General features: G+C 65.8%; 16 protein-coding genes. 4 read left to right on the top strand and 12 right to left on the bottom strand.

Annotated features, from left to right (window positions below):
• Nucleotides 1–7: 7 nt before the first annotated feature.
• Nucleotides 8–2179 carry a 1,4-alpha-glucan branching protein GlgB gene (glgB, locus tag GVY41_RS15780; RefSeq protein ID WP_161347807.1) on the bottom strand — a complete coding sequence of 724 codons (2172 nt, stop codon included), beginning with the start codon at nucleotides 2177–2179 and terminating at the stop codon, nucleotides 8–10.
• A 40-nt stretch (nucleotides 2180–2219) separates the two neighbouring features.
• A complete protein-coding gene (locus GVY41_RS15775) occupies nucleotides 2220–4637 on the bottom strand; it encodes a glycogen/starch/alpha-glucan phosphorylase (RefSeq protein WP_161347808.1) in 2418 nt (805 codons plus the stop codon).
• Between the two features lie 260 nt (nucleotides 4638–4897).
• Here GVY41_RS15775 and GVY41_RS15770 point away from each other — a divergent pair, with 260 nt between their 5' ends.
• Entirely contained in the window at nucleotides 4898–6484 is a 1587-nt protein-coding gene (locus tag GVY41_RS15770; RefSeq protein ID WP_161347809.1) for an alpha-glucosidase, read from the top strand.
• Between the two features lie 182 nt (nucleotides 6485–6666).
• On the opposite strand, the gene GVY41_RS15765 is transcribed toward GVY41_RS15770, so the two are convergent.
• The 3 genes from GVY41_RS15765 to GVY41_RS15755 all read right to left on the bottom strand — a co-directional run bounded on the left by GVY41_RS15765 (nucleotide 6667) and on the right by GVY41_RS15755 (nucleotide 9637).
• Nucleotides 6667–7131, bottom strand: coding sequence for a hypothetical protein (locus tag GVY41_RS15765; RefSeq protein ID WP_161347810.1), 465 nt, complete (start codon nucleotides 7129–7131; stop codon nucleotides 6667–6669).
• A complete protein-coding gene (locus GVY41_RS15760; protein ID WP_161347811.1) occupies nucleotides 7131–7829 on the bottom strand; it encodes a DUF3800 domain-containing protein in 699 nt (232 codons plus the stop codon). The genes GVY41_RS15765 and GVY41_RS15760 overlap by 1 nt, the downstream gene beginning before the upstream one ends.
• A 308-nt stretch (nucleotides 7830–8137) precedes the next feature.
• A complete protein-coding gene (locus GVY41_RS15755; RefSeq protein WP_161347812.1) occupies nucleotides 8138–9637 on the bottom strand; it encodes a DUF2125 domain-containing protein in 1500 nt (499 codons plus the stop codon).
• Nucleotides 9638–9768: 131 nt separating this feature from the next.
• Between GVY41_RS15755 and GVY41_RS15750 the strand changes: the two genes are divergently transcribed.
• The gene (locus GVY41_RS15750) at nucleotides 9769–10383 is read left to right on the top strand and encodes an enoyl-CoA hydratase/isomerase family protein (RefSeq protein ID WP_161347813.1); all 615 of its coding nucleotides are present in this window, start codon (nucleotides 9769–9771) and stop codon (nucleotides 10381–10383) included.
• On the opposite strand, the gene GVY41_RS15745 is transcribed toward GVY41_RS15750, so the two are convergent.
• A complete protein-coding gene (locus GVY41_RS15745) occupies nucleotides 10380–10730 on the bottom strand; it encodes an HNH endonuclease (RefSeq protein WP_161347814.1) in 351 nt (116 codons plus the stop codon). The genes GVY41_RS15750 and GVY41_RS15745 overlap by 4 nt on opposite strands.
• Before the next feature lie 93 nt (nucleotides 10731–10823).
• Here GVY41_RS15745 and GVY41_RS15740 point away from each other — a divergent pair, with 93 nt between their 5' ends.
• A complete protein-coding gene (locus tag GVY41_RS15740) occupies nucleotides 10824–11990 on the top strand; it encodes a TIGR03862 family flavoprotein (protein ID WP_161347815.1) in 1167 nt (388 codons plus the stop codon).
• Between the two features lie 72 nt (nucleotides 11991–12062).
• Here the strand turns inward: GVY41_RS15740 and GVY41_RS15735 are convergent, their stop codons facing one another.
• The 6 genes from GVY41_RS15735 to GVY41_RS15710 all read right to left on the bottom strand — a co-directional run bounded on the left by GVY41_RS15735 (nucleotide 12063) and on the right by GVY41_RS15710 (nucleotide 18518).
• The gene (locus GVY41_RS15735) at nucleotides 12063–13076 is read right to left on the bottom strand and encodes an LLM class flavin-dependent oxidoreductase (protein ID WP_161347816.1); all 1014 of its coding nucleotides are present in this window, start codon (nucleotides 13074–13076) and stop codon (nucleotides 12063–12065) included.
• A 52-nt stretch (nucleotides 13077–13128) separates the two neighbouring features.
• Nucleotides 13129–13602, bottom strand: coding sequence for a lytic transglycosylase domain-containing protein (locus GVY41_RS15730; protein ID WP_161347817.1), 474 nt, complete (start codon nucleotides 13600–13602; stop codon nucleotides 13129–13131).
• Nucleotides 13603–13728: 126 nt separating this feature from the next.
• Nucleotides 13729–14751 (bottom strand): DNA polymerase III subunit delta, encoded by a 1023-nt coding sequence (holA, locus tag GVY41_RS15725; protein ID WP_161347818.1) that lies wholly within the window; start codon nucleotides 14749–14751, stop codon nucleotides 13729–13731.
• On the bottom strand, nucleotides 14748–15257 hold the full coding sequence (gene lptE / locus GVY41_RS15720; RefSeq protein WP_161347819.1) for an LPS assembly lipoprotein LptE: 510 nt from the start codon (nucleotides 15255–15257) through the stop codon (nucleotides 14748–14750). The genes holA and lptE overlap by 4 nt, the downstream gene beginning before the upstream one ends.
• Nucleotides 15244–17895 (bottom strand): leucine--tRNA ligase, encoded by a 2652-nt coding sequence (gene leuS / locus GVY41_RS15715; RefSeq protein ID WP_161347943.1) that lies wholly within the window; start codon nucleotides 17893–17895, stop codon nucleotides 15244–15246. Before leuS ends, lptE begins: the two co-directional genes overlap by 14 nt.
• A 110-nt stretch (nucleotides 17896–18005) precedes the next feature.
• A complete protein-coding gene (locus GVY41_RS15710; protein ID WP_161347820.1) occupies nucleotides 18006–18518 on the bottom strand; it encodes a DUF3576 domain-containing protein in 513 nt (170 codons plus the stop codon).
• A 316-nt stretch (nucleotides 18519–18834) separates the two neighbouring features.
• On the opposite strand from GVY41_RS15710, the gene GVY41_RS15705 reads away from it, so the two are divergent.
• On the top strand, nucleotides 18835–19920 hold the full coding sequence (locus GVY41_RS15705) for a porin (protein ID WP_161347821.1): 1086 nt from the start codon (nucleotides 18835–18837) through the stop codon (nucleotides 19918–19920).
• The last annotated feature ends 34 nt before the right edge of the window (nucleotides 19921–19954 follow it).

Here is a 19954-nt window from a genome sequence, read left to right as displayed (position 1 = left end):
ATGCGTCTCATCCCCTGCGAAACATGACGACCGACAGCGGCGGCAGCGTCAAGAGCGCGGATTGCCCCTGACCGTGCCACGCCACCCCCTCGGTCGTGATCCCGCCCAGATTGCCCCGATCTCCGCCGCCATAGACGCCGGCATCGGTGTTCAGCACCTCTGACCAGATGCCGTCCTGGGGAAAACCCACCCGGAAGCCGGTTCGTTCCATCGGCGTGAAATTGGCGACCACCACCACCGGCTCATCGCCCGCCGCGCCGTGGCGACTGAACGCAAAGATCGACTGTTCCGCATTGTCGGCATCCAGCCACCCGAACCCTTGCGGCCGGGCATCGTTCACATGCAGCGCCGGCAGCTCGCGGTAGACGCGGTTCAGATCGCGCACCAGCCGCTGCACCCCGGCATGGGCCGGATCGTCCAGCAGGTGCCAATCGAGGCTGATGTCATGGTTCCACTCGCGCCCCTGCGCAAACTCCTGGCCCATGAACAGCAGCTTCTTGCCCGGATGCGCCCACATATAGGCGTAATAGGCGCGCAGGTTGGCGAACTTCTCCCACGCCGTGCCCGGCATCTTGCCCAGCATCGAGCCCTTGCCATGCACCACCTCGTCATGGCTGATCGGCAGGATGAAGTTTTCCGACCACGCATAGGACATGCCGAATGTCATCTGGTTGTGGTGCCATTTGCGGAACAGCGGATCGCGCTGCATGTAATCCAGCGTGTCGTTCATCCAGCCCATGTTCCACTTGAAGCCGAAGCCAAGCCCGCCTTCATGCACCGGCCGCGACACGCCCGGAAAGCTGGTGCTTTCCTCGGCCACGGTCATCACGCCGGGCACGCGGCCATAGGTGGCAATGTTCATCTCGCGCAGGAACTCGATGGCCTCGAGGTTCTCGCGCCCGCCATGCACGTTGGGCACCCACTCGCCCTGCGGCCGCGAATAGTCCCGGTAGAGCATCGAGGCGACGGCATCGACGCGCAGCCCGTCGGCGCCATATTCGGCCAGCCAGTAGACGGCATTGGCGATCAGGTAGTTCTTCACCTCGCGCCGGCCGTAATTATAGATCAGGGTGTTCCAGTCGCGGTGGAAGCCCTCCTTCGGGTCGGCATGTTCATAGATCGGGGTGCCGTCGAACTGGCCAAGACCATGCGCGTCGGACGGGAAGTGCCCGGGCACCCAGTCGAGGATCAGCCCCAGCCCGGCATCATGCGCCGCATCCACCAGCGCCCGGAACTCGGCCGGCGTGCCGTGGCGGATGGTGGGGGCGAACATGCCGACGGGCTGATAGCCCCAGGAGCCATCGAAGGGAAACTCGCTGATCGGCAGCAGCTCGATATGGGTAAAGCCCATGTCCCTGGCATAGTCCACCAGCTCCACCGCCAGCTCGGTATAGGACAGGCGGCGGTTGTCCTCCTCGACCTTGCGGCGCCAGGATCCCAGATGCACCTCGTAGATGGAAATCGGCGCGTCGATGCTGTTGGCTGCGGCGCGGCTCAGCGGCAGCGGCGGATCGGAGGGCGGGCGCAGGCGGCGCACGACCGATCCGGTGGCGGGCGGATGCTCCGACCCAAAGCCGACCGGGTCTGCCTTTTGCGGCACCGGCGCGCCATCCGGCCCCAGCAGGTCATATTTGTAGACTGTGCCCTCGCCTATCCCGGGCAGGAAAATCTCCCACACCCCCGTCGCGCCGCGCTTGCGCATCACCGCGCGGCGGGCGTCCCAGAAGTTGAAGTCGCCGACCACCGACACCCGCTGCGCATTCGGCGCCCAGACGGCGAAATGCGTGCCCTCCACGCCCTCATGCACCATCTCATGCGCGCCAAGCCGCTGCCACAGCCGCATGTGGCGGCCCTCGGCCATGAGATGTTCGTCCATCTCGCCCAGAACCGGGCCAAAGCGGTAGGGGTCGTCCATCTCCCAGGCCGCACCATGCCCCTCGGCGCGCAGACGGTAAGCCACGCGCCCGGCCAGCTGCCCGGCGAACAGGCCCGGCACGCCCGGAACCGGCGGCAGTGCCACTTCGCCCGCGGGCGTCAGCGCGGTGACCCGTTCGGCGCCCGGCACGAAGGCACGCAGCACCTGTCCCTTGCCCCAGGGATGGATCCCCAGCGCCTTGAACGGCTCACCATGCCGGCCCGCGGCAATCGCCTCGGCCTCTGCCCGCCCGATCAGTTCCATGCGCAGCACCCTTCCGCAAAACCGGGGTCCGCGCCGCCCGTCAGATCGCGGGCGGAACGGACCAGATATCTGACATGTAGCCCTTAATCGTCCGATCGGAAGAGAAGAAACCCATCCGGGCGGTATTCAGCGCAGCCATGCGGTGCCAGTCGGCCGGGTCGGTATAGGCCCGGTCCACCGCGCGCTGCGCCTGATAATAGGCCTCGAAATCGGCGGTCACCAGGTAATGGTCATGGTGCCACAGCATGTCGGTCAGCGCATGATAGCGGCCCTCTTCGCCGGGGCTGAACACGCCCTCGGCCAGCATCATCAGCACATCGCGCAGCCGCTGGCTTTCGCCGATGGCGGCCTTTTCATGCCCCAGCCGCGCGCGCCGGGCGACCACCTCGCCTGCCGTCAGCCCGAACAGGAAGAAGTTCTCGGCCCCCACATGCTCGCGGATTTCCACATTGGCGCCATCCAGCGTGCCGATGGTCAGCGCCCCATTCAGGCTGAACTTCATGTTGCCGGTGCCCGAAGCCTCGGTCCCCGCGGTCGAGATCTGTTCCGACAGGTCCGCCGCCGGCACCAGCCGTTCCGCCATGCTGACGTTGTAGTTGGCCGGATAGACGATCTGCAGCCAATCGCGCGTGACGGGATCGGCATTCACCTTGGTCGCCACATCGTTGATCAGCCGGATGATCAGCTTGGCGGTGGCATAGCCCGGGGCCGACTTGCCGCCGAAGATCTTCACCCGCGGCACGATGGCGCTGGAGGGATCCTCGCGGATCTGGTGCCACAGCGCGATGGCTTCGAGGATGTTCAGCAGCTGCCGCTTGTATTCGTGGATGCGCTTCACCTGCACATCGAACAGCGCATCGGGGTTGACCTTGGCGCCGCCGGTCGCTGCGATCCAGTCTGCCAGCCGCGCCTTGTTCTCGCGTTTGGCCGCCGCGAACTGGCCCAGGAAGCCGGCATCGGTCACATGCGGCTCCAGCCCCTTCAGCTTGTCCAGATCGGCCTGCCAGCCATCGCCCACCACATCGGTCACCAGCTTCGCCAGCGGCGGGTTGGCCAGCGCCAGCCAGCGCCGCGGGGTGATGCCGTTGGTCTGGTTCACGATCCGGTCCGGGTGCAGTGCGTTCAGATCGTGGAACACCGTCTTGCGCATCAGGTCGGTATGCAGCGCCGACACCCCGTTCACCCGGTGCGCGGTGACAAAGGCCAGCGTGCCCATCTGCACCTCGTCATGCGCCAGGATCGACACGCTGGCGGGCCGCTTGGGGTTCATCCGGCGGTGCCAGTCGTCGATGCGCTCGATGATCTGCATATGCCGCGGCAGCACCGAGCCCATCGTCCAGGTGGACCATCGCTCCAGCGCCTCGGGCAGCAGGGTATGGTTGGTGTAGCCAAGCACCTGCACCGCAACCTCGCAGGCCTCGTCGAACGGGATCTGCTCTTCATCCACCATCACCCGGATCAGCTCGGGCCCGGCAATGGCGGGGTGGGTGTCGTTCATCTGGATCGCCACATGCGCCGGCAGCTTGCGCAGGTCGCTGTGCTGGCCGCGGAAGCGGCGCAGGATATCGGCGATAGAGGCGGCGGTCAGGAAATATTCCTGCTTCAGCCGCAGCTCCTTGCCGGCCTGCGTGCCATCGTTGGGATAGAGCACCCGGCTCAGCGTGCGGGCCAGCGCCTCCGGCTCCGACGCCGCAGTATGGTCGCCGGCATTGAAGCGCGCCAGGTCGAACAGCGTCGTCGGCCGCGCCGCCCAGAGCCGCAGAGTATTGGCCCAGCGGCCCTGCCAGCCCACCACCGGCATGTCATGCGCCTCGGCAATCACCGTCTCGCCCGGATGCCAGACCGCGCGGGCGCCCCGCGTTTCCACATGGCCGCGGAAGCCCACCGTCGCCACCGCCTCGGGCCGCTCGAACACCCAGGGATCGCGGCGGATCAGCCAGTCTTCGGGGGTTTCCACCTGCCGCCCGCCCTCGAAGCGCTGGCGGAAGATCCCATGCTCGTAGCGGATGCCATAGCCATAGCCGGGGCAGCCCAGCGTCGACATCGAATCGAGGAAGCAGGCCGCCAGCCGCCCCAGCCCGCCATTGCCCAGCGCCGCATCCGGCTCATCCTCGATCAGCGTGCGGAACTCCGGCCCGACGCCGGCCAGCGCCTCCTCGATCATCCCGTGCAGGCCAAGGTTGATCGCGGCATCTTCCAGCATCCGGCCGATCAGGAATTCCATCGACAGGTAATAGACGCGCTTCCTGTCCTCGCCATAGGTGCGGCGGGTGGCGGCGAACCACGGCTCCATGATCAGGTCGCGCAGCGTGTGGCTGACCGCCATCCGCCAGTCATAGACCGAGGCATGGCCCGGATCCTTGCCAAGGCTGGTGCGCAGATGCCCGAGGATGGTGTCCCGCAGCATCGTGACGCTGACCCCGGACAGGGTCGGAACGGTGGTCAGCAAATCGGTCATGGGGCGCGCCTGTCCTGTTGTCCTGGCCCACACGTCCCACAGCGCCGCGCCCGGCGCCAGAACCCCGCCTGCGAATTCCCGTGATCCGTGGCGCTGCCGCCAGCATTCGCGCGCGAAACCGCCAGCCCTGCGGCCCGAACGCGCGAAAACACGGCATCGTGGCCACGGGCCGCAAAGTTTTGGCGCCTTTTTCGCGCCCGGGCGGTTGCGGCGACGGCCCCGCGCGTTACCCATGGGGCAACGCAGGAATGGAGGCTCCGATGAACGAATGGTGGCGCGGCGCGGTGATCTACCAGATCTATCCCCGGTCCTTTCAGGATGAGAATGGCGACGGTATCGGCGACCTTCCCGGCATCACCCGCAGGCTCGATCATGTCGCCCGCCTTGGCGCCGATGCGATCTGGCTCTCGCCGATCTTCCCCTCGCCGATGGAGGATATGGGCTATGACGTGTCCGACTATACCGGGATCGAGCCGCTGTTCGGCACGCTGGAGGATTTCGACGCCCTCATCGCCCGCGCCCATGACCTTGGCCTCAAGGTCATCATCGACCAGGTGATCTCGCACTCCTCGGACCGCCACCCCTGGTTCGTGGAAAGCCGCAAGGCGCGCAAGGGCCCCAAGGCGGACTGGTATGTCTGGGCCGACCCCAAGCCCGATGGCAGCCCGCCCAACAACTGGCCTTCGGTCTTCGGCGGCCCGGCCTGGGCCTGGGATGCCGGGCGGCGGCAATACTACCTGCACAACTTCCTGACCAGCCAGCCTGACCTGAACCTGCATTCCCCCGCCGTGCAGACCGCGCTGCTGGACACCATGCGCTTCTGGCTGGACCGGGGGGTGGACGGCTTCCGCCTCGATACCGTCAACTACTACTTCCATGACGACCGCTTGCGCGACAACCCGGCCCTCCCTGCCGCCAAGGGCGCCCTGCCGCCGGTCAATCCCTATGACATGCAGAACCACCTCTATTCCAAGACCCGGCCCGAAAACATCGCCTTCCTGCAAAGGATGCGCGCCCTGACCGATGAGTATTCCGCCCGGATGCTGGTGGGCGAGGTCGGCGATTCCCTCCGCGCGGTCGAGATCATGGGCGAATACACCGAAGGCACCGACCGCCTGCACATGGCCTATTCGTTCGAGCTGCTGGGGCCCGACTTCACCCCCGCCCATTTCCGCGCCGTGATCGAGGGTTTCTTCAAGGGCGCCCCCGATGGCTGGCCCTGCTGGAGCTTTTCCAACCATGACGTGAACCGCCACGCCACCCGCTGGGCCAGGCACGACGCAGGCAACGACGCCCTCGCCCGCCAGGCCGCCGCGCTGCTGCTGTCCTTCGAAGGCGCCATCTGCCTCTATCAGGGCGAGGAGCTGGGCCAGACCGAGACCGACATCCTGTGGGAAGAGCTGACCGACCCCGTCGGCATGCGCTTCTGGCCCGACAACAAGGGCCGCGACGGCTGCCGCACCCCGATGGTGTGGGAGCGGGACGAGCACGCCGCCGGCTTCTCCACCGCCGAGCCCTGGCTGCCGGTCAAACCCCCGCAACGCGCCCGCGCCGTCGATACCCAGGACGGGGTGGAGGGATCGGTGCTGGAAACCTACCGCGCCCTCATCGCCTTCCGCAAAGCCACCCCGGCTTTGCTGCACGGCGCGACCCGCTTCATGGACCTGCCCGCCCCGCTGCTGGGGTTTGTGAGGGGCGAGGGGGAGGGGGCGGTGACCTGTGTGTTCAACCTGTCCGCGAAGGCGGTGAAACTGCCGAAGGGGGTTGGAGGCGTGACGGTCGGCCCGGCGCAGGGGATGGAGACGGCGGGGGTTGTCGGGGCGAACGGGTGGGGGTTTGTGGGGTAGGGGGGCACCCTCTACGAGCCCATCCCCCGCCACAAAAGTGTTCACTTTTATTTGCAAACCCCTGAAAGATGTTGACTGATCATCAATCATGACCATCTAAGGTGACGTGAGTTCGCTGCCCAACGGCTTCGAACCAATCGAGGTTTCGGTCGCTGAACCAGCGTAGCAAATCAGCGACCACCCTACACCCCTAGCGCAATTCTACATCCCGCCAGCGTCCACGCGGGCGATGTGCGAATTTTGCCGATGCTGTTATCCGCCTCGTAGCATGTGATGAAATTCGCCTTCATGGATTTGTCCTTTCGGACTCCGAATCCCAAGACGACGACGAAGTCCCCGTAGGCAACGGTCACGGAGCGCGCAGGGTCATAGGCTTTCCTTTGCTTCACATACCCTTGGTACCAATCCGCACTTGGCTCCAGAAGAGTTGCGCTGATCCAATCAATCCTTTGTGCCCGGATCGTTGAAAACGTGTCTTTTGACCCATCGCGCATGGTGGATTCGAAAAAGGCGTGGTCGAAATTGTGCTCGGCAAAATGAACACGAATGCCGTCTCGCGTAACGACTTTAGCCTGCACGTATTGGTCGATGAAATGCTGGCGATACGCTATTTCGTTTGCGAGCACTCTCAGTGCCGGAAGGGGCATTACCATCCCCCCTGTAAGTTGATCTTGAAGATGTTCACCTTCTTGGTGTTCCGATAGGTGGGAGCGATGCCCCTCCCGAGGCGCTCTTCGACTTCAAGAACCAGCCGTTCCTTGGCTGACCCTTCGCGTAAGGTGCTGTTAACCCTCGCACTGATCGCGCCGAGTAGGAGGTCACAAAGCTGAATTAGAACGACCTCACGGGAGGGCAAAGCCTGTACGCAATGTACTTTGGCTGAAAGATTGGCATTGCTCAGGACCCTACGCAGCGTCTGGAAGCGTTCCGGATCCCGGTTTGATTTCAAATCACAGAAGATGCGGTACTCGTTGAAGTCTTGGATCCACTGATGCAATACTTGATAGTAAAATTTGTAGAAGCCGAGTTCCTGGTCGCCGTTATGGCGTCCGAAATCAACATGCTCGCGTTCGACCATGATGCAACGAAATCGAAGGTTTTCGCCGTGTGCAAAGAATAGATCGACCAAGTCAAGGAAGAAACCCAGCTTCGACGGCGAGACTTTGCTCCACTTGATCTCACCCCATGCGTCGTGCTTCGCTCGCAACTCTTTGATCTTAGACTTCAATTCGTCTCGCAGCGTAGCAGGTAACCAAAGGCTGCCGATCATTAAGTGGCGGGCCTTGGGGGTGTTCGATGTAAAAAGGTCTGGGAACGCCTCGTCACAGTAGACTTCGAACTCCATGCTATCTACTCCCAAACACGTCACGCGCGAACCAAGGCTTGTGTACTATGAATTTTGCGATGGCTATGCCGTAAGTCTCATAGGTCGAGGGAGGCGTCAACGTCCTGTATTCCTCGCCGGGCGACGCATTAGACCTGTGTTAAGAAACTAAGGGGTCGGTGCTCCCTGGCACGTCTTCCGAAGAGGTAGCATGTTCTAGAGTTGTACTTGTGCTCGCCATTAAGATCGGACCTGTTGGATGATTGCATCCCCCCAAACACCAAGGGGCGCCCTCCCGGACGCCCCTCCCCATCATCCCTCACAGCAACTTACTTCAGCCGCTGACCGTTCGCATACAGCCCGCCATCCTCGCGGACCTCGATGGTGGAGTTGAGCTCGTCCGGCCCCGGTCCGGCATTGGCGAAGAGGCCCGCCATCATCCGCACGCCCATCGCCTGCTCTTCGGGCACGATGCCCATGGCGATCAGCTTGTCCAGCAGGCCATTGCCGCCCAGCAGCTTCAGGCTGACGGACCCCAGCGGCTTGGGGAAGCCATCATAGCTGACCATGTCGGTATTGTCGAAGGTGAAGGCGCCGTCGCCGGTCAGGTCCGCGCCGCCGAAGGTCAGTTTCAGCTCCTCGAGGTCCAGCGCGTGCAGCTCGCCCGGCACCGCCTCGGGGTCCGCGGTCTGCGCCGGGTCGAAGATGTCGACCAGCATCCGGGCCGCGCCGCTGATATCGAGGATCAGCGTCGCCGGATCGCGCGGCAGCTGCGCCATCGGGTCCAGCATCGCCCAGACCTCGTCATTCACCGCAAGGTCCACCAGCCGCGTCTCGAACGCGAAGGGCGCGGGCTCCTCGGATTGCGACACCGGCATCAGCAGGCTGAAGGCCGATTCCGCCAAGGAGATATCCACCGGGAACGGGATCTGCGAGCCGGTCAGCGCCATCGTCGCCCCGGTCCCCGACGCGCCATAGCGCAGGGCCTCGGCGTTCATCGCCACATCGAAGCTGCCACCTTCGCCCGCGGCCTCGATGTTCATCGTGTCGGTCGCATCCACCACATCCATCGTGTAGCTGCCAGCGCCATAGCTGAAGCTGCCATCGACCCGCATCCCGGCGGTCAGCGCCGCCGCCATGTCGGCCATGTCGATGCCCTCGGGCATCACCATCGTGCCGGTGCCGGTCAGCTCGGTCAGGCTGCCATCCATCGTGAAGGTGCCGCCCGTCTCGGGGTCCGCCGCCGAAACGGTGAAGGTCATCTCCGGCGCCGAAAGCTGCTGGGTGACCGTGGTATCCCCCGAGGTCCCCATCACCGAGGTGCCGGTGACGTCGCTTGCCGCCATCTCCATCGTCATCTCGACCGGCGTGCCGTTCACCACCATCTCGGTGATCGACATGCCCAGCGAGGGCGCGGTGAAGTCGTAGGTCATCTCGTCCGGCGTGCCCGAAACGGTCATCACCATGTCGGGCTGGGTGAACAGCATCGACATCTCGACCGTCTCGTCCTCGGCCACCGTGGTCATGTCGAACGGCACTTCGGGCGACATGGTGATCTCGACCGCGCCGCCCTGCTCGACCATCACCACTTCGCCAATGGTCACGCTGCCGCTGGCTTCCGGCGTGGTGCTGGTCCCGGTCACGTCGCGCAGGGTCAACGTCCCGCCCGAGGCTTCCTCGGACCCGGCCGTCACCGTATAACCCATGTCGCTGTAATAGTCCTGCCAGCTCTGCCAGACTTCGGCCGCCGTCACATCGGCCTGCGCCGCGGTGCTGCACAGCAGGCCTGCCAGCAGCGTGCTGCAGCCCAATGATTTCCACTGTTCCATAATGATGCCTTGCGGTTTGAAAACGCTCGGGCGGCAGCATCCAGCCCTCGGGCTGCAAGGTCAAGCATTTCCCGGGCAGGAGTTTTTCTGCTACTGCATAACGAATGAACGGCTTTGGGGCGGAGAGAGCGATGATTGCACTCGATTGTGATGGCGGCGTGTGGACCGCAACGATCAACAGGCCGGACAAGGCCAATTCGCTGACCGCCGCGATGCTGGAAGAGCTGGAGCGGATCGCCGCCGATGCCGCAGCCCAGGGCGCCCGCGTTCTGGTGCTGACCGGCGCCGGCAAGGTCTTCTCTGCCGGGGCCGATCTTGATGAGGCCCGCGCCGGCCTCGCCACCAGCCCGGTCTGGGAACGTCTGTCGGGCCGAATCGCCAGCCTGCCCTGCCTGACCATCGCCGCGCTGAACGGCACCCTTGCCGGCGGCGCGATGGGCATGGCGCTGGCCTGCGACATCCGCATCGCAGCCGAGGGGGCCAAGTTCTTCTACCCGGTGATGAAGCTCGGCTTCCTGCCTCAGCCGTCCGACCCGCGGCGCCTTGCCGCGCTGGTCGGCCCCTCCCGCGCCAAGTTGATCCTGATGGCCGGCGCGAGGATCGACACCGCCGAGGCGCTGGCCTGGGGCCTGATCGACCGGATGGTGCCCGGGGCGGAGCTGATGGAGACGGTGGCGGCGCTTTCAGCCGATGCCCGCGGCGCCAGCCCCGAGCATGTCGCGGGGATCAAGGCGCTGGTGCCCTAGTCCTTCCGGCGCCGCCCCGGCGGCCCCGGCACTTTCGACAGGAACTCCGGCGGCCGCTTCGCCACCCATTCCGCGAATTTCTGCAACCGCGGATGTTCGCGCAGCGCCTCTGGCGTCGAGAAATTCCGCGCCAGCTCGCTCTCTTTCAACGTGGCATGGATCTCCTTGTGGCAGATGTCATGCAGCAGCACCGTCGGCCCGTTCCGCCCGCCCTTCAGCTTGGGGATCAGGTGATGCATGCTTTGCGGCACGTCCGCCGGAATCGGCCGCAGGCACAGCGCGCACACGGGGTCTGGCCCTGCCAGCTCCGCCTCGTCCTCATCCTCGACCCATGTCTTGCGCGCCATATCGCCCCCAACCCCGCTTGCCCGGCCCTCTTGCTCGTGGCGGCCTTCGATGCCACAGGGAGGATATAGCCGCCGCTTGGCAAGGGGAAAGCAATGACCGATGCGCTGGTGATCGGGGCCGGTCCTGCCGGCCTGATGGCAGCCGAGGCGCTGGCCGCGGCCGGGCGCCGGGTTGTCATTGCCGAGGCGAAACCCTCCCCCGCGCGCAAGCTGCTGATGGCCGGGAAGTCCGGGCTGAACATCACCCATGACGACCCCGCCGAAGGGTTCGCCAGCCACTACAGCGCCGCCTGGCTCGCCCCCATCCTCGCCGGTTTCGGCCCGGCCGAGGTGCAGGACTGGTGCCGCGGTCTTGGTCAGGACGTGTTCACCGGCTCCTCGGGCCGGGTCTTCCCGCAGGCGATGAAGGCCTCGCCGCTGCTGCGCGCCTGGCTGCGGCGGCTGGAAGCCAGCGGCGCGGTGCTGCACACCCGCTGGCGCTGGACCGGCTGGCAGGATGGTGCGCTGGGCTTCGACACGCCGGGTGGCCCCCGCCTCGAACGCCCCGCCGTCACCGTCCTGGCCCTCGGCGGCGCCAGCTGGCCGCGCCTCGGCTCCGATGCCGCATGGGTGCCGTGGCTCGAAGGGCAGGGGGTTCCCGTCGCCCCGTTCCGCCCTGCCAACATGGGGTTTCGCGTGGACTGGTCCGACAAGATGCCGCCGCTCTTCGGCACCCCGGTCAAGGACGTCGCGCTGCTGGCCGGCGACCAGCGCGAGCGCGGCGAGTTTGTCATCTCTGCCCGCGGCATCGAGGGCGGCGGCGTCTATGCCGTCTCCGCCGCCATGCGCGACGGCGCGGCCCTGACGCTCGACCTTGCGCCCACCCGCAGCCTCGCCGAGGTGGCGGGCCGCCTCGCCCGCCCGCGGGGCAAGGACACGGTGGCGAACTGGCTGCGCAAGTCGGTGCGGCTCGATCCGGTCAAGATCGCGTTGCTGCAGGAATGGGCCCGCCCGCTGCCGTCCGATCCGGCCCGGCTTGCGCGGGTCATCAAGGCGCTGCCGGTCCGCCATACCGGCCCCCGCCCGATCGCCGAGGCGATCTCCACTGCCGGCGGCATCCCCCGCGCGGCACTGACGGACGGGCTGGAGCTGCAAGCCCTCCCCGGCGTGTTCGCCTGCGGCGAGATGCTGGATTGGGAGGCCCCGACGGGCGGCTACCTGCTCACGGCCTGCCTTGCGACGGGGCTGCATGCAGGCCGTGCTGCCGCCGCCAAGGGGTAGATGGGGCCAAGGCGGCTGCAGAAATCATGCGCATGACATATGCATGGTTTCTGCATCGGTTCTGTATGCCCCTCAGGCGGCCAGTTTCCCCATTTCGGCCATCGCCCCTGCCGCGATCTCGAACGACCGCTTCCGCTTGCCATGGTCATGGATCTGGCTGGTCAGGATCACCTCATCCGGCCGATGCCGCGCGATCAGCGACGCCAGTTGCGCCCGCACCGTCTCCGGCCCGCCCACAGCGGTGACCGACAGCGCCTCCTGCACCGCCGCCACGATGTGCCGGGGCAGCACCGCCCCCACATCCTCCACCGGCCGCGGCAGGGGCCCCGGCTTTCCGGTGCGCAGATTGGCAAAGGCCTGCACCATGGAAGAGCGCAGATAGGTGCCCTCCGCATCATCTTCCCCGGCGAAGACATTGATTGCCATCATGAAATGCGGTTTGGACAGATGCTCCGAAGGCCGGAACGTGCGGCGGTAGACATCTGCCGCCTGCTCCAGCGCGGCGGGCGCGAAATGGCTGGCAAAGGCATAGGGCAGCCCCATATAGGCCGCCAGCTGCGCGCCATAGAGCGAGGAACCCAGGATCCAGACCGGCACCCTTGTGCCCATCCCTGGCACCGCGACGATTTGCGCCCGCGGCTTCGGTCCCGCCATATAGCCAATCAATTCAACGACATCGGCGGGAAACTGGTCCTCTTGCGACATGCCCCGGCGTAGCGCCTGCATCGTCGCGCCATCGGTCCCCGGCGCCCGCCCCAGCCCCAGATCGATCCGTCCGGGATAAAGCTCCGCCAGCGTGCCGAACGCCTCGGCCACCTGTAGCGGCGCGTGGTTCGGCAGCATGATCCCGCCCGAGCCGACGCGGATTTCCCGTGTCGCGCCAGCCACATGGCCGATCAGCACCGCCGTCGCCGCACTGGCGATGCCGGTCATGTTGTGGTGCTCAGCCAGCCAGAAGCGCTTGTAGCCAAGCGCCTCGGCATGGATCGCAAGGTCGCGCACATTGGCCAGCGCCTCGGCCACCGTCGCGCCCTCGGGCACGGGCGCAAGGTCAAGCATCGAATAGGGAATCTGGGTCTGGGTCATGGAGGGGATCCTTTCCCCTTCCATGTAGGGTGCCGCGCCGCGGAAAAAACCCTCAGCCGCGCAGCCCGGTCGCCTCCAGCATCCCGCGCCGCTTCGCCTCGTAGTAATACCCGCGCGAATACCAGCCGACAGCCGCGTCATGGCTGCCATCCGACACCATCCACGCCCCGCGCAGATATTTCACTGCGTATTTCAGGTTGGTCTCGGGGTTCAGCAGATCCGTCGGTTCGCCGCGAAAGCCCATGGTCGAGGCGGTCTGCGGCAGGATCTGCATCAGCCCGTAATAGGGCCCGTTCCGCGCTCCGGGATTGTAGCTGCTCTCGCGCTGCACCACCCGGTGAACCAGCGCCGGCGGCACCTCATATTCGCGGGCATAGCGGTCGACCAGCGCGACCAGTTCCGGCGAGGCGGCGGCGTAGGTCGGCGTTGCGGACCGCGTGACCTCTTCTTGCTTGGTGGCGCAGCCGGCCAGCGCGATCACCAATGCCGACATTCCGGCAAGCGCCACACGGTGAAGTCCTGACATGTCCCCGTTCCCCTGTCCCGTCAGGCCTTTGCGGCCCTTTCGCGCGGGACGATAGCAAGCGGGGGGCTTCGCGAAAAGCGGCAGGTTCCCGCCAAGCTGCCGCATCGGCGGCCTTGCGCCTATGGCTCAGCGCCGGTTCATCATCGCCAGCCGGATCAGCGCCCGTTCCATCACCGCCATCGCCGGGGCGCGGCTGGTGGACCGCAGGGTCAGGTCGGTCTCCACGATGGTGGACAGCGCCTGTTCCAGCCGCTCCATCCCCCAGTTCTGCGCCTGCCGCAGCATCCGGTCGCGCCGCGGGCCGAAGATCGGCGGGCGCATCCGGGCGATGCCGGCGGCCGGCCCGCCCGGATCGGCGCTGGCGGCGTGGAGCGCCCGGAAATGGCGCAGCGTGGCGATGCACAAAGTCACCGGGTTCACCCCCTGCCCCTCCAGCCGCCGCATCATCGGGCCAAGCTCTCCGGTGCGGCTTTCGGCGACGATGGACAAGAGGTCATCGACCTCGGCCTCGATGGTGGCTGGCGCGCAGGCATCGACATCGGCGGGGGTGAGGGCCGTCGCGTCGCCATACTTGTAGAGCGCGATCTTCTCCACCGTCTGGCGAAAATCGCCGGGGTCGAGGTCCTTGGCCAGCGCCAGCAGGTCGGTCATCGCCTCGCGGTCGATCTCGCCAAGCCCCGATTTGCGCAGGGTCTCCTCGATTTCCTCGCGGCTTGGCGGGTCGTCATAGATGCCGATGGCATAGGCATTCGCGTGATCTTCAAAGATCTTGCGCAGCGCCGACTTGGCCGTCAGGTTCCCCGCCGTCACCACGATGGCCGCGTCGCCGGGGCGCCAGTCGGCCATGGTTGCCTGCACCACCGGGGCCAGCCCGTCGCTGGCATCCTCCAGAAACGCCACCCGCGGCCCCGGGAAAAACCCTTGCGCCTTGACCGCATCTTGCAGCGCGGCGGGATCGCGGCGCAGATCGCCCGCCGGAATGCGTGCCAGCCGCATCTCTGCCTCGCCCTCGGGGCCGATCATCGCGGCGATCACCTCTTGCCGGCGCAACGCCACCCGCATCCCGTCGGCACCGAAGATCAACAGCCCCGCCCGCGACGCATCCGGCCGCGCGAAGTAGCGCACTGCCGCCGTGCCGGTCAGCTTCACGGCACGTTCCAGCCTGCGGAAGAGGCGATCAGCTCGCTGACGATCTGGTCGGCCAGCAGCCGCATCAGCCGCTCATAGGCGTCTTCCTCGGCGGCATCCGTCGCCACGGTAGAGCCGGAGGCGGAATAGGACACGAAGGTGGTGACATCGCCCTGCGCCAGCGGCGTGCCGGTCTCGGCATCGCTGAGCAGGTAGGTCGCGACGCCGTCGATATTGTAGCGGGTGGTGGAGTTGTCGGGGGTGATCCCCAGCCCGCGGCTTTGCGTGGTGATGCCATAGCTCAGGCGGAAGGCCACGTTCTGCGGGCGGCCGAGCCGCTCTTCCAGCCGTTCCACCAGGTCGAAGGCGTTCTTGTCGGTCGGGTCTTCGATCCGCACCCGGTTCAGCAGCGCGCGCGCGGGCCCGCCGGTGCCATAGACCGGCGTGAAGCCGCAGGCGGCCGCAAGGGCCGGGACCAGCAGCGCCAGAAAGGCGCGGCGGCCGGATGACGGATCAGATGACGACATTGACGATGCGCCCCGGAACGACGATCAGCTTCTTCACCGGCTGCCCGGCCAGAAACCTGACCACATCATCCACCTCCAGCACCAGCTTTTCAACCTCTGCCGCGGGCATGTCGCGTGGCACGGTGATTTCCGCCCGCCGCTTGCCGTTGATCTGGATCGGCAGCGTCACCGAGTCCTCGACCAGCATCGCCGGGTCGGCCTCGGGCCAGCGCGCCTGCGCCACCAGCCCCTCGCCGCCCAGCATCGACCAGACCTCTTCGGCCAGATGCGGCACCATCGGCGACAGCAGCTGCGCCATCACCCCCATCGCCTCGCGCTTGGCGGCGGCGCCGGCCTGCGATTTCGACAGGGTGTTGGCAAAGGCATAGAGCTTGGCGACAGAGGTGTTGAAGGCAAAGCCCTCGATCCCCGCCGTCACATCGGCAATCGCGCGGTGGGTGGCACGGATCAGCGCGGCATCTTCGGCGGCGTTTTCCGGCGCGGTCGAGGCTGCGATGTCATCCGCCAGTCGCCAGACCCGGCCGAGGAAACGGAAGGCCGCATCGGCGCCAGAGGCCGTCCATTCCACATCCCGCTCCGGCGGGCTGTCCGACATCACGAACCAGCGCGCCGTATCGGCGCCGAAGGCGGTGATGATGTTCACCGGATCGACGACGTTCTTCTTGGATTTGGACATCTTGGCCGAGGGGATGATCTCTACCGCCTCGCCGGTCGCCTTGACTGTGCTGCCCTCGACGTCCTCGGGCAGGTGATAGACTGGCCGCCCCGCCGCGTCGGTGGTCTTGTAGATCTCATGCGTCACCATGCCCTGCGTGAACAGCGCATTGAACGGCTCGATGGCCTTGGCGGGGAGGTGCCCGGTCGCGTGCATCGCCCGCGCGAAGAAGCGGGAATAGAGCAGGTGCAGGATCGCGTGCTCGATGCCGCCGATATACTGGTCGACGTTCATCCAGTAGTCGGCATCCTCGGCAGAGGTCGGCGTGGTCGCCCGCGGCGCGGTGAAGCGGGCGTAGTACCAGCTGGAATCCACGAAGGTATCCATCGTGTCGGTCTCGCGCCGGGCCTCGCCGCCGCAGGTCGGGCAGGTGGCCTTGGTCCAGGTCGGGTGCCGGTCCAGCGGGTTGCCGGGTTTGTCGAAGCTGACATCCTCGGGGAGCGTGATCGGCAGGTTTTCCTTCTTCTCGGGCACCACGCCGCAGGTGGCGCAATGCACCACCGGGATCGGGCAGCCCCAGTAGCGCTGCCGCGACAGGCCCCAGTCGCGCAGGCGGTAGTTGGTCACGCCGCGGCCAACGCCATTCGCCTCGCAGAAGTCGATGGCAGTGGCCACCGCCGCCTCGCCGGTCTGCACCGCCTCGCCAGCGAAGCCGCGGATGTACTCAACTTCCTCGGATTTGGGTGGGGCGAATGCGACGTTAACAATTCGCTGGTGAAGCCTGTAGGTCGGCCGCTCATCACCCCAGTCCCCGCGGTCTTCGATCTCTACCCAGCTGGATTTATCAAACTCGCTATCCGGCAAGTCATGTTCATGACTTGCTTCAGGGATCCGGAAAACCTGAGGGACTGGCAGGTTATACTTCCGAGCAAAATCCAAGTCCCGCTGATCATGCGCCGGGCAGCCGAAGATCGCGCCGGTGCCGTAGTCCATCAGCACGAAGTTGGCGATGTAGACCGGCAGCTCCCACGCGGTATCGAACGGGTGCCGCACCTTGATGCCGGTATCCAGCCCGCGCTTTTCCGCCTTCTCCAGCGCCTCTTCGCTGGTGCCGATGCGCCGGCATTCCGCCACGAACTCCGCCACCGCCGGGTCATGCCGTTCCAGATGCTTGGCCAGCGGATGGTCGGGGCTGATCGCGGCAAAGCTGGCGCCCATCAGCGTGTCGGGCCGGGTGGTGTAAACCTCCAGCCGGTCGAACCCTTCCGGGGCCTCCACGGTCGAGAACGCGAATTGCAGCCCGCGCGACTTGCCGATCCAGTTGGCCTGCATCAGCCGCACCTTCTCGGGCCAGTTCTCCAGCCCGTCCAGCGCCTCCAGCAGATCGCCCGCGAAGTCGGAAATGCGGAAGAACCACTGCGTCAGCTCTTTCCGCTCGACCAGCGCGCCAGACCGCCAGCCGCGCCCGTCGATCACCTGTTCATTCGCCAGAACCGTCATGTCGACCGGATCCCAGTTCACCTGCGCCGACTTGCGATAGACGAGGCCCTTGTCCAGCATGTCGATGAACATCGCCTGCTGCTGGCCGTAGTACTCGGGGTCGCAGGTGGCGAACTCGCGGCTCCAGTCGATGGACAGCCCCAGCGGCTTCATCTGCGCGCGCATGTCGGCGATATTGCCGTAGGTCCAGTCCTTCGGATGGCCGCCGCGTTCGATGGCGGCGTTCTCGGCAGGCATCCCGAACGCATCCCAGCCCATCGGGTGCAGCACCGAGAACCCGCAGCTGGCCTTGTAGCGCGCTATCACGTCGCCCATCGTGTAGTTGCGCACATGGCCCATATGGATGCGCCCCGAGGGATAGGGGAACATCTCCAGCACGTAATACTTCGGCTTGGCCGGATCGCGCCGCGCGGTGAATACCCCGGCCTCGTCCCAGGCGCCCTGCCATTTCGGTTCGGTGACGGCGGGATCATAGCGCGACATATAGAGTAGTCCTTCCATGCGAACGCCGGGCGGAGCGGCCCGGCGTTTATACTCTGCGGCGCAGAGGAATCCAGATGCTGCGGCGAACCCCGATAATTGCCCTGTCGGACTCAGAGCCTGCTGTCGCGGATCCGCAGCTGGCGGGCGCGGGTCAGGATCGCATCCTCGACCGCGCGGACGGTATCGGCCGCAACCGGCCCGCCCGAGGTTTCCATCGCCAGCTTCAGGCTGCGCGCGTCCAGCGCCGGGTCCTGCACATAGACGGTGGCGCGGTAGGCGCGCCCGCCGCCCGGAGGCGTGCCATAGCCGGTGACGATCACGCCCGAGAACGGATCGACCGACTGGATCGGCAGGAAGTTCAGCACTTCGAGGCTGGCCTGCCACAGATACTTGTTCACGCGGACGGTGGTGTTGGGGTCGTCCTGGTTGCCGAACAGATCGAACAGCGACGAGCGATTGCTGCGGATCTCGTCCTCGGTGTCAAAGTCGACGAGCTCCGCCAGGTCTGCGCGCTGCTGCGTGTTCGACTCGCGCGAGCCAAGCAGCCCGCCCGGGCCGCAGGCGGCCAGAGAGGCAAGAAGGGCGGTGATCAGGCCGGCGCGCAGGCTGCGTTGGACGAGCATATTCAGGAAAGCCCCCGTTTATCTTTCCCCGTTGTCTAGCCGATGCCCCCGAAGGCGACAAGGTTTTTCCCCCGCGCCCGATGCAGCCGCGTCACAAGCGCGGCGAGGGCGCGGCCTTGGGCGCGGCAGCGGGCCAGCCATGCGCCGGCAACAGGGCTGCCCCGCGTCACTGTGGCAAGACTGCACCATGACCCCCGCCTTTCCGATGCGCCGGCCCGTTTCCGTTGCAATGTGGCAGGTGAAGGGCGAAACAAGGGCATACCCAACTCGGATTCCCCTGAGATGGGCACACCTTTTGAGACAACGAGGGAAAACGATGAAAAAGCTTCTTCTTGCTTCCACCGCTCTGATCGGCTTCGCAGGCTTCGCGGCCGCTGAAGTCGTGATCGAAGGCTCGGCTGAAATGGGGATCACCGGTGGTGATCTGAAAGAAACCCAGTTCCACAACAGCTACAACCTGAACTTCAAGATGTCGGGCGAGACCGACACCGGCCTGTCGTTCGGCGCCACCTACCGCCTGGACGCCGACGGTTCGTCGGAAGAGAACCAGAACCCGGTTGGCGACAACGGCACCGTGTTCATCTCGGGCGCGTTCGGCAAGCTGACCCTCGGTGACACCGATGGCGCCGCTGACTGGGCCATGCAGGAAACCGCGATGGGCACCTCGATCACCGACGAGGGCACGACCCACGTTGGCTACTCGGGCAACTCGCTGGGCGACGGCCGTCACGACGACCAAGTGCTGCGCTACGAATACGCCTTCGGCGACTTCGGCGTTGCCCTGTCGGTCGAGCATGACGATGGTAACACCGACGACGGCGACGACTTCGATCCGATCATCGGCCTCGGCGGTAAATACAAAACCGAATTCAGCGGCGTGACCCTGGGCTTCGGCCTTGGCTACCAGACCGGTGAAGGCTCGGTGAACCAGCTGACCCCCATCATCGAAGGTGCCTTCGATCTGGACCGGGACGAAGTCGAAGATGCGCTCTCCGACACCGCAAACGAGTTTCTGCAAGCTACCTTCGGCTCCGGCAAGCAAGGCTTCGACGCCTATGGCCTGAGCGTTTCGGCTGGCATGGACAACGGCTTCTCGGCCGTCCTGAACTACTCGGTCGTCGACTTTGACGACGCCTATGACATCACCTATTACGGTGTTGGCTTCGGCTACGAAATGGGCGCCCTGCTGCTGCACATGAACTACGGCGTGGAAGAGTACGACTTCGGGAACGAGTTCCTTGGCTTTGATGTCGATATGGAAGACCGCTTCGACTCGTTCGGCCTGATCGCCAACTACGACCTGGGCGGCGGCGCCATCCTGGCCGCTGGCTACGCCTCGGACGTGTCCTACCGTGACGGCGACCAAGAGCAGTTCTCGCTCGGCATGTCGCTCTCGTTCTGATCCCACGGATCTAGACGGTGTTTGGAAGAGCGGG

Source organism: Frigidibacter albus (assembly GCF_009908165.1).
Classification (GTDB): Bacteria; Pseudomonadota; Alphaproteobacteria; order Rhodobacterales; family Rhodobacteraceae; genus Frigidibacter; species Frigidibacter albus.
The sequence above is the reverse complement of the archived record's forward strand: the minus strand, read 5'-3'. Positions and strand labels throughout refer to the sequence as shown.

Bases quoted from the DNA above. Each gene is read 5' to 3' on its own strand.
- glgB (WP_161347807.1), bottom strand. From the start codon at position 2,179: ATGGAACTGATCGGGCGGGCAGAGGCCGAGGCGATTGCCGCGGGCCGG.
- GVY41_RS15775 (WP_161347808.1), bottom strand. From the start codon at position 4,637: ATGACCGATTTGCTGACCACCGTTCCGACCCTGTCCGGGGTCAGCGTC.
- GVY41_RS15770 (WP_161347809.1), top strand. From the start codon at position 4,898: ATGAACGAATGGTGGCGCGGCGCGGTGATCTACCAGATCTATCCCCGG.
- GVY41_RS15765 (WP_161347810.1), bottom strand. From the start codon at position 7,131: ATGCCCCTTCCGGCACTGAGAGTGCTCGCAAACGAAATAGCGTATCGC.
- GVY41_RS15760 (WP_161347811.1), bottom strand. From the start codon at position 7,829: ATGGAGTTCGAAGTCTACTGTGACGAGGCGTTCCCAGACCTTTTTACA.
- GVY41_RS15755 (WP_161347812.1), bottom strand. From the start codon at position 9,637: ATGGAACAGTGGAAATCATTGGGCTGCAGCACGCTGCTGGCAGGCCTG.
- GVY41_RS15750 (WP_161347813.1), top strand. From the start codon at position 9,769: ATGATTGCACTCGATTGTGATGGCGGCGTGTGGACCGCAACGATCAAC.
- GVY41_RS15745 (WP_161347814.1), bottom strand. From the start codon at position 10,730: ATGGCGCGCAAGACATGGGTCGAGGATGAGGACGAGGCGGAGCTGGCA.
- GVY41_RS15740 (WP_161347815.1), top strand. From the start codon at position 10,824: ATGACCGATGCGCTGGTGATCGGGGCCGGTCCTGCCGGCCTGATGGCA.
- GVY41_RS15735 (WP_161347816.1), bottom strand. From the start codon at position 13,076: ATGACCCAGACCCAGATTCCCTATTCGATGCTTGACCTTGCGCCCGTG.
- GVY41_RS15730 (WP_161347817.1), bottom strand. From the start codon at position 13,602: ATGTCAGGACTTCACCGTGTGGCGCTTGCCGGAATGTCGGCATTGGTG.
- lptE (WP_161347819.1), bottom strand. From the start codon at position 15,257: ATGTCGTCATCTGATCCGTCATCCGGCCGCCGCGCCTTTCTGGCGCTG.
- leuS (WP_161347943.1), bottom strand. From the start codon at position 17,895: ATGTCGCGCTATGATCCCGCCGTCACCGAACCGAAATGGCAGGGCGCC.
- GVY41_RS15710 (WP_161347820.1), bottom strand. From the start codon at position 18,518: ATGCTCGTCCAACGCAGCCTGCGCGCCGGCCTGATCACCGCCCTTCTT.
- GVY41_RS15705 (WP_161347821.1), top strand. From the start codon at position 18,835: ATGAAAAAGCTTCTTCTTGCTTCCACCGCTCTGATCGGCTTCGCAGGC.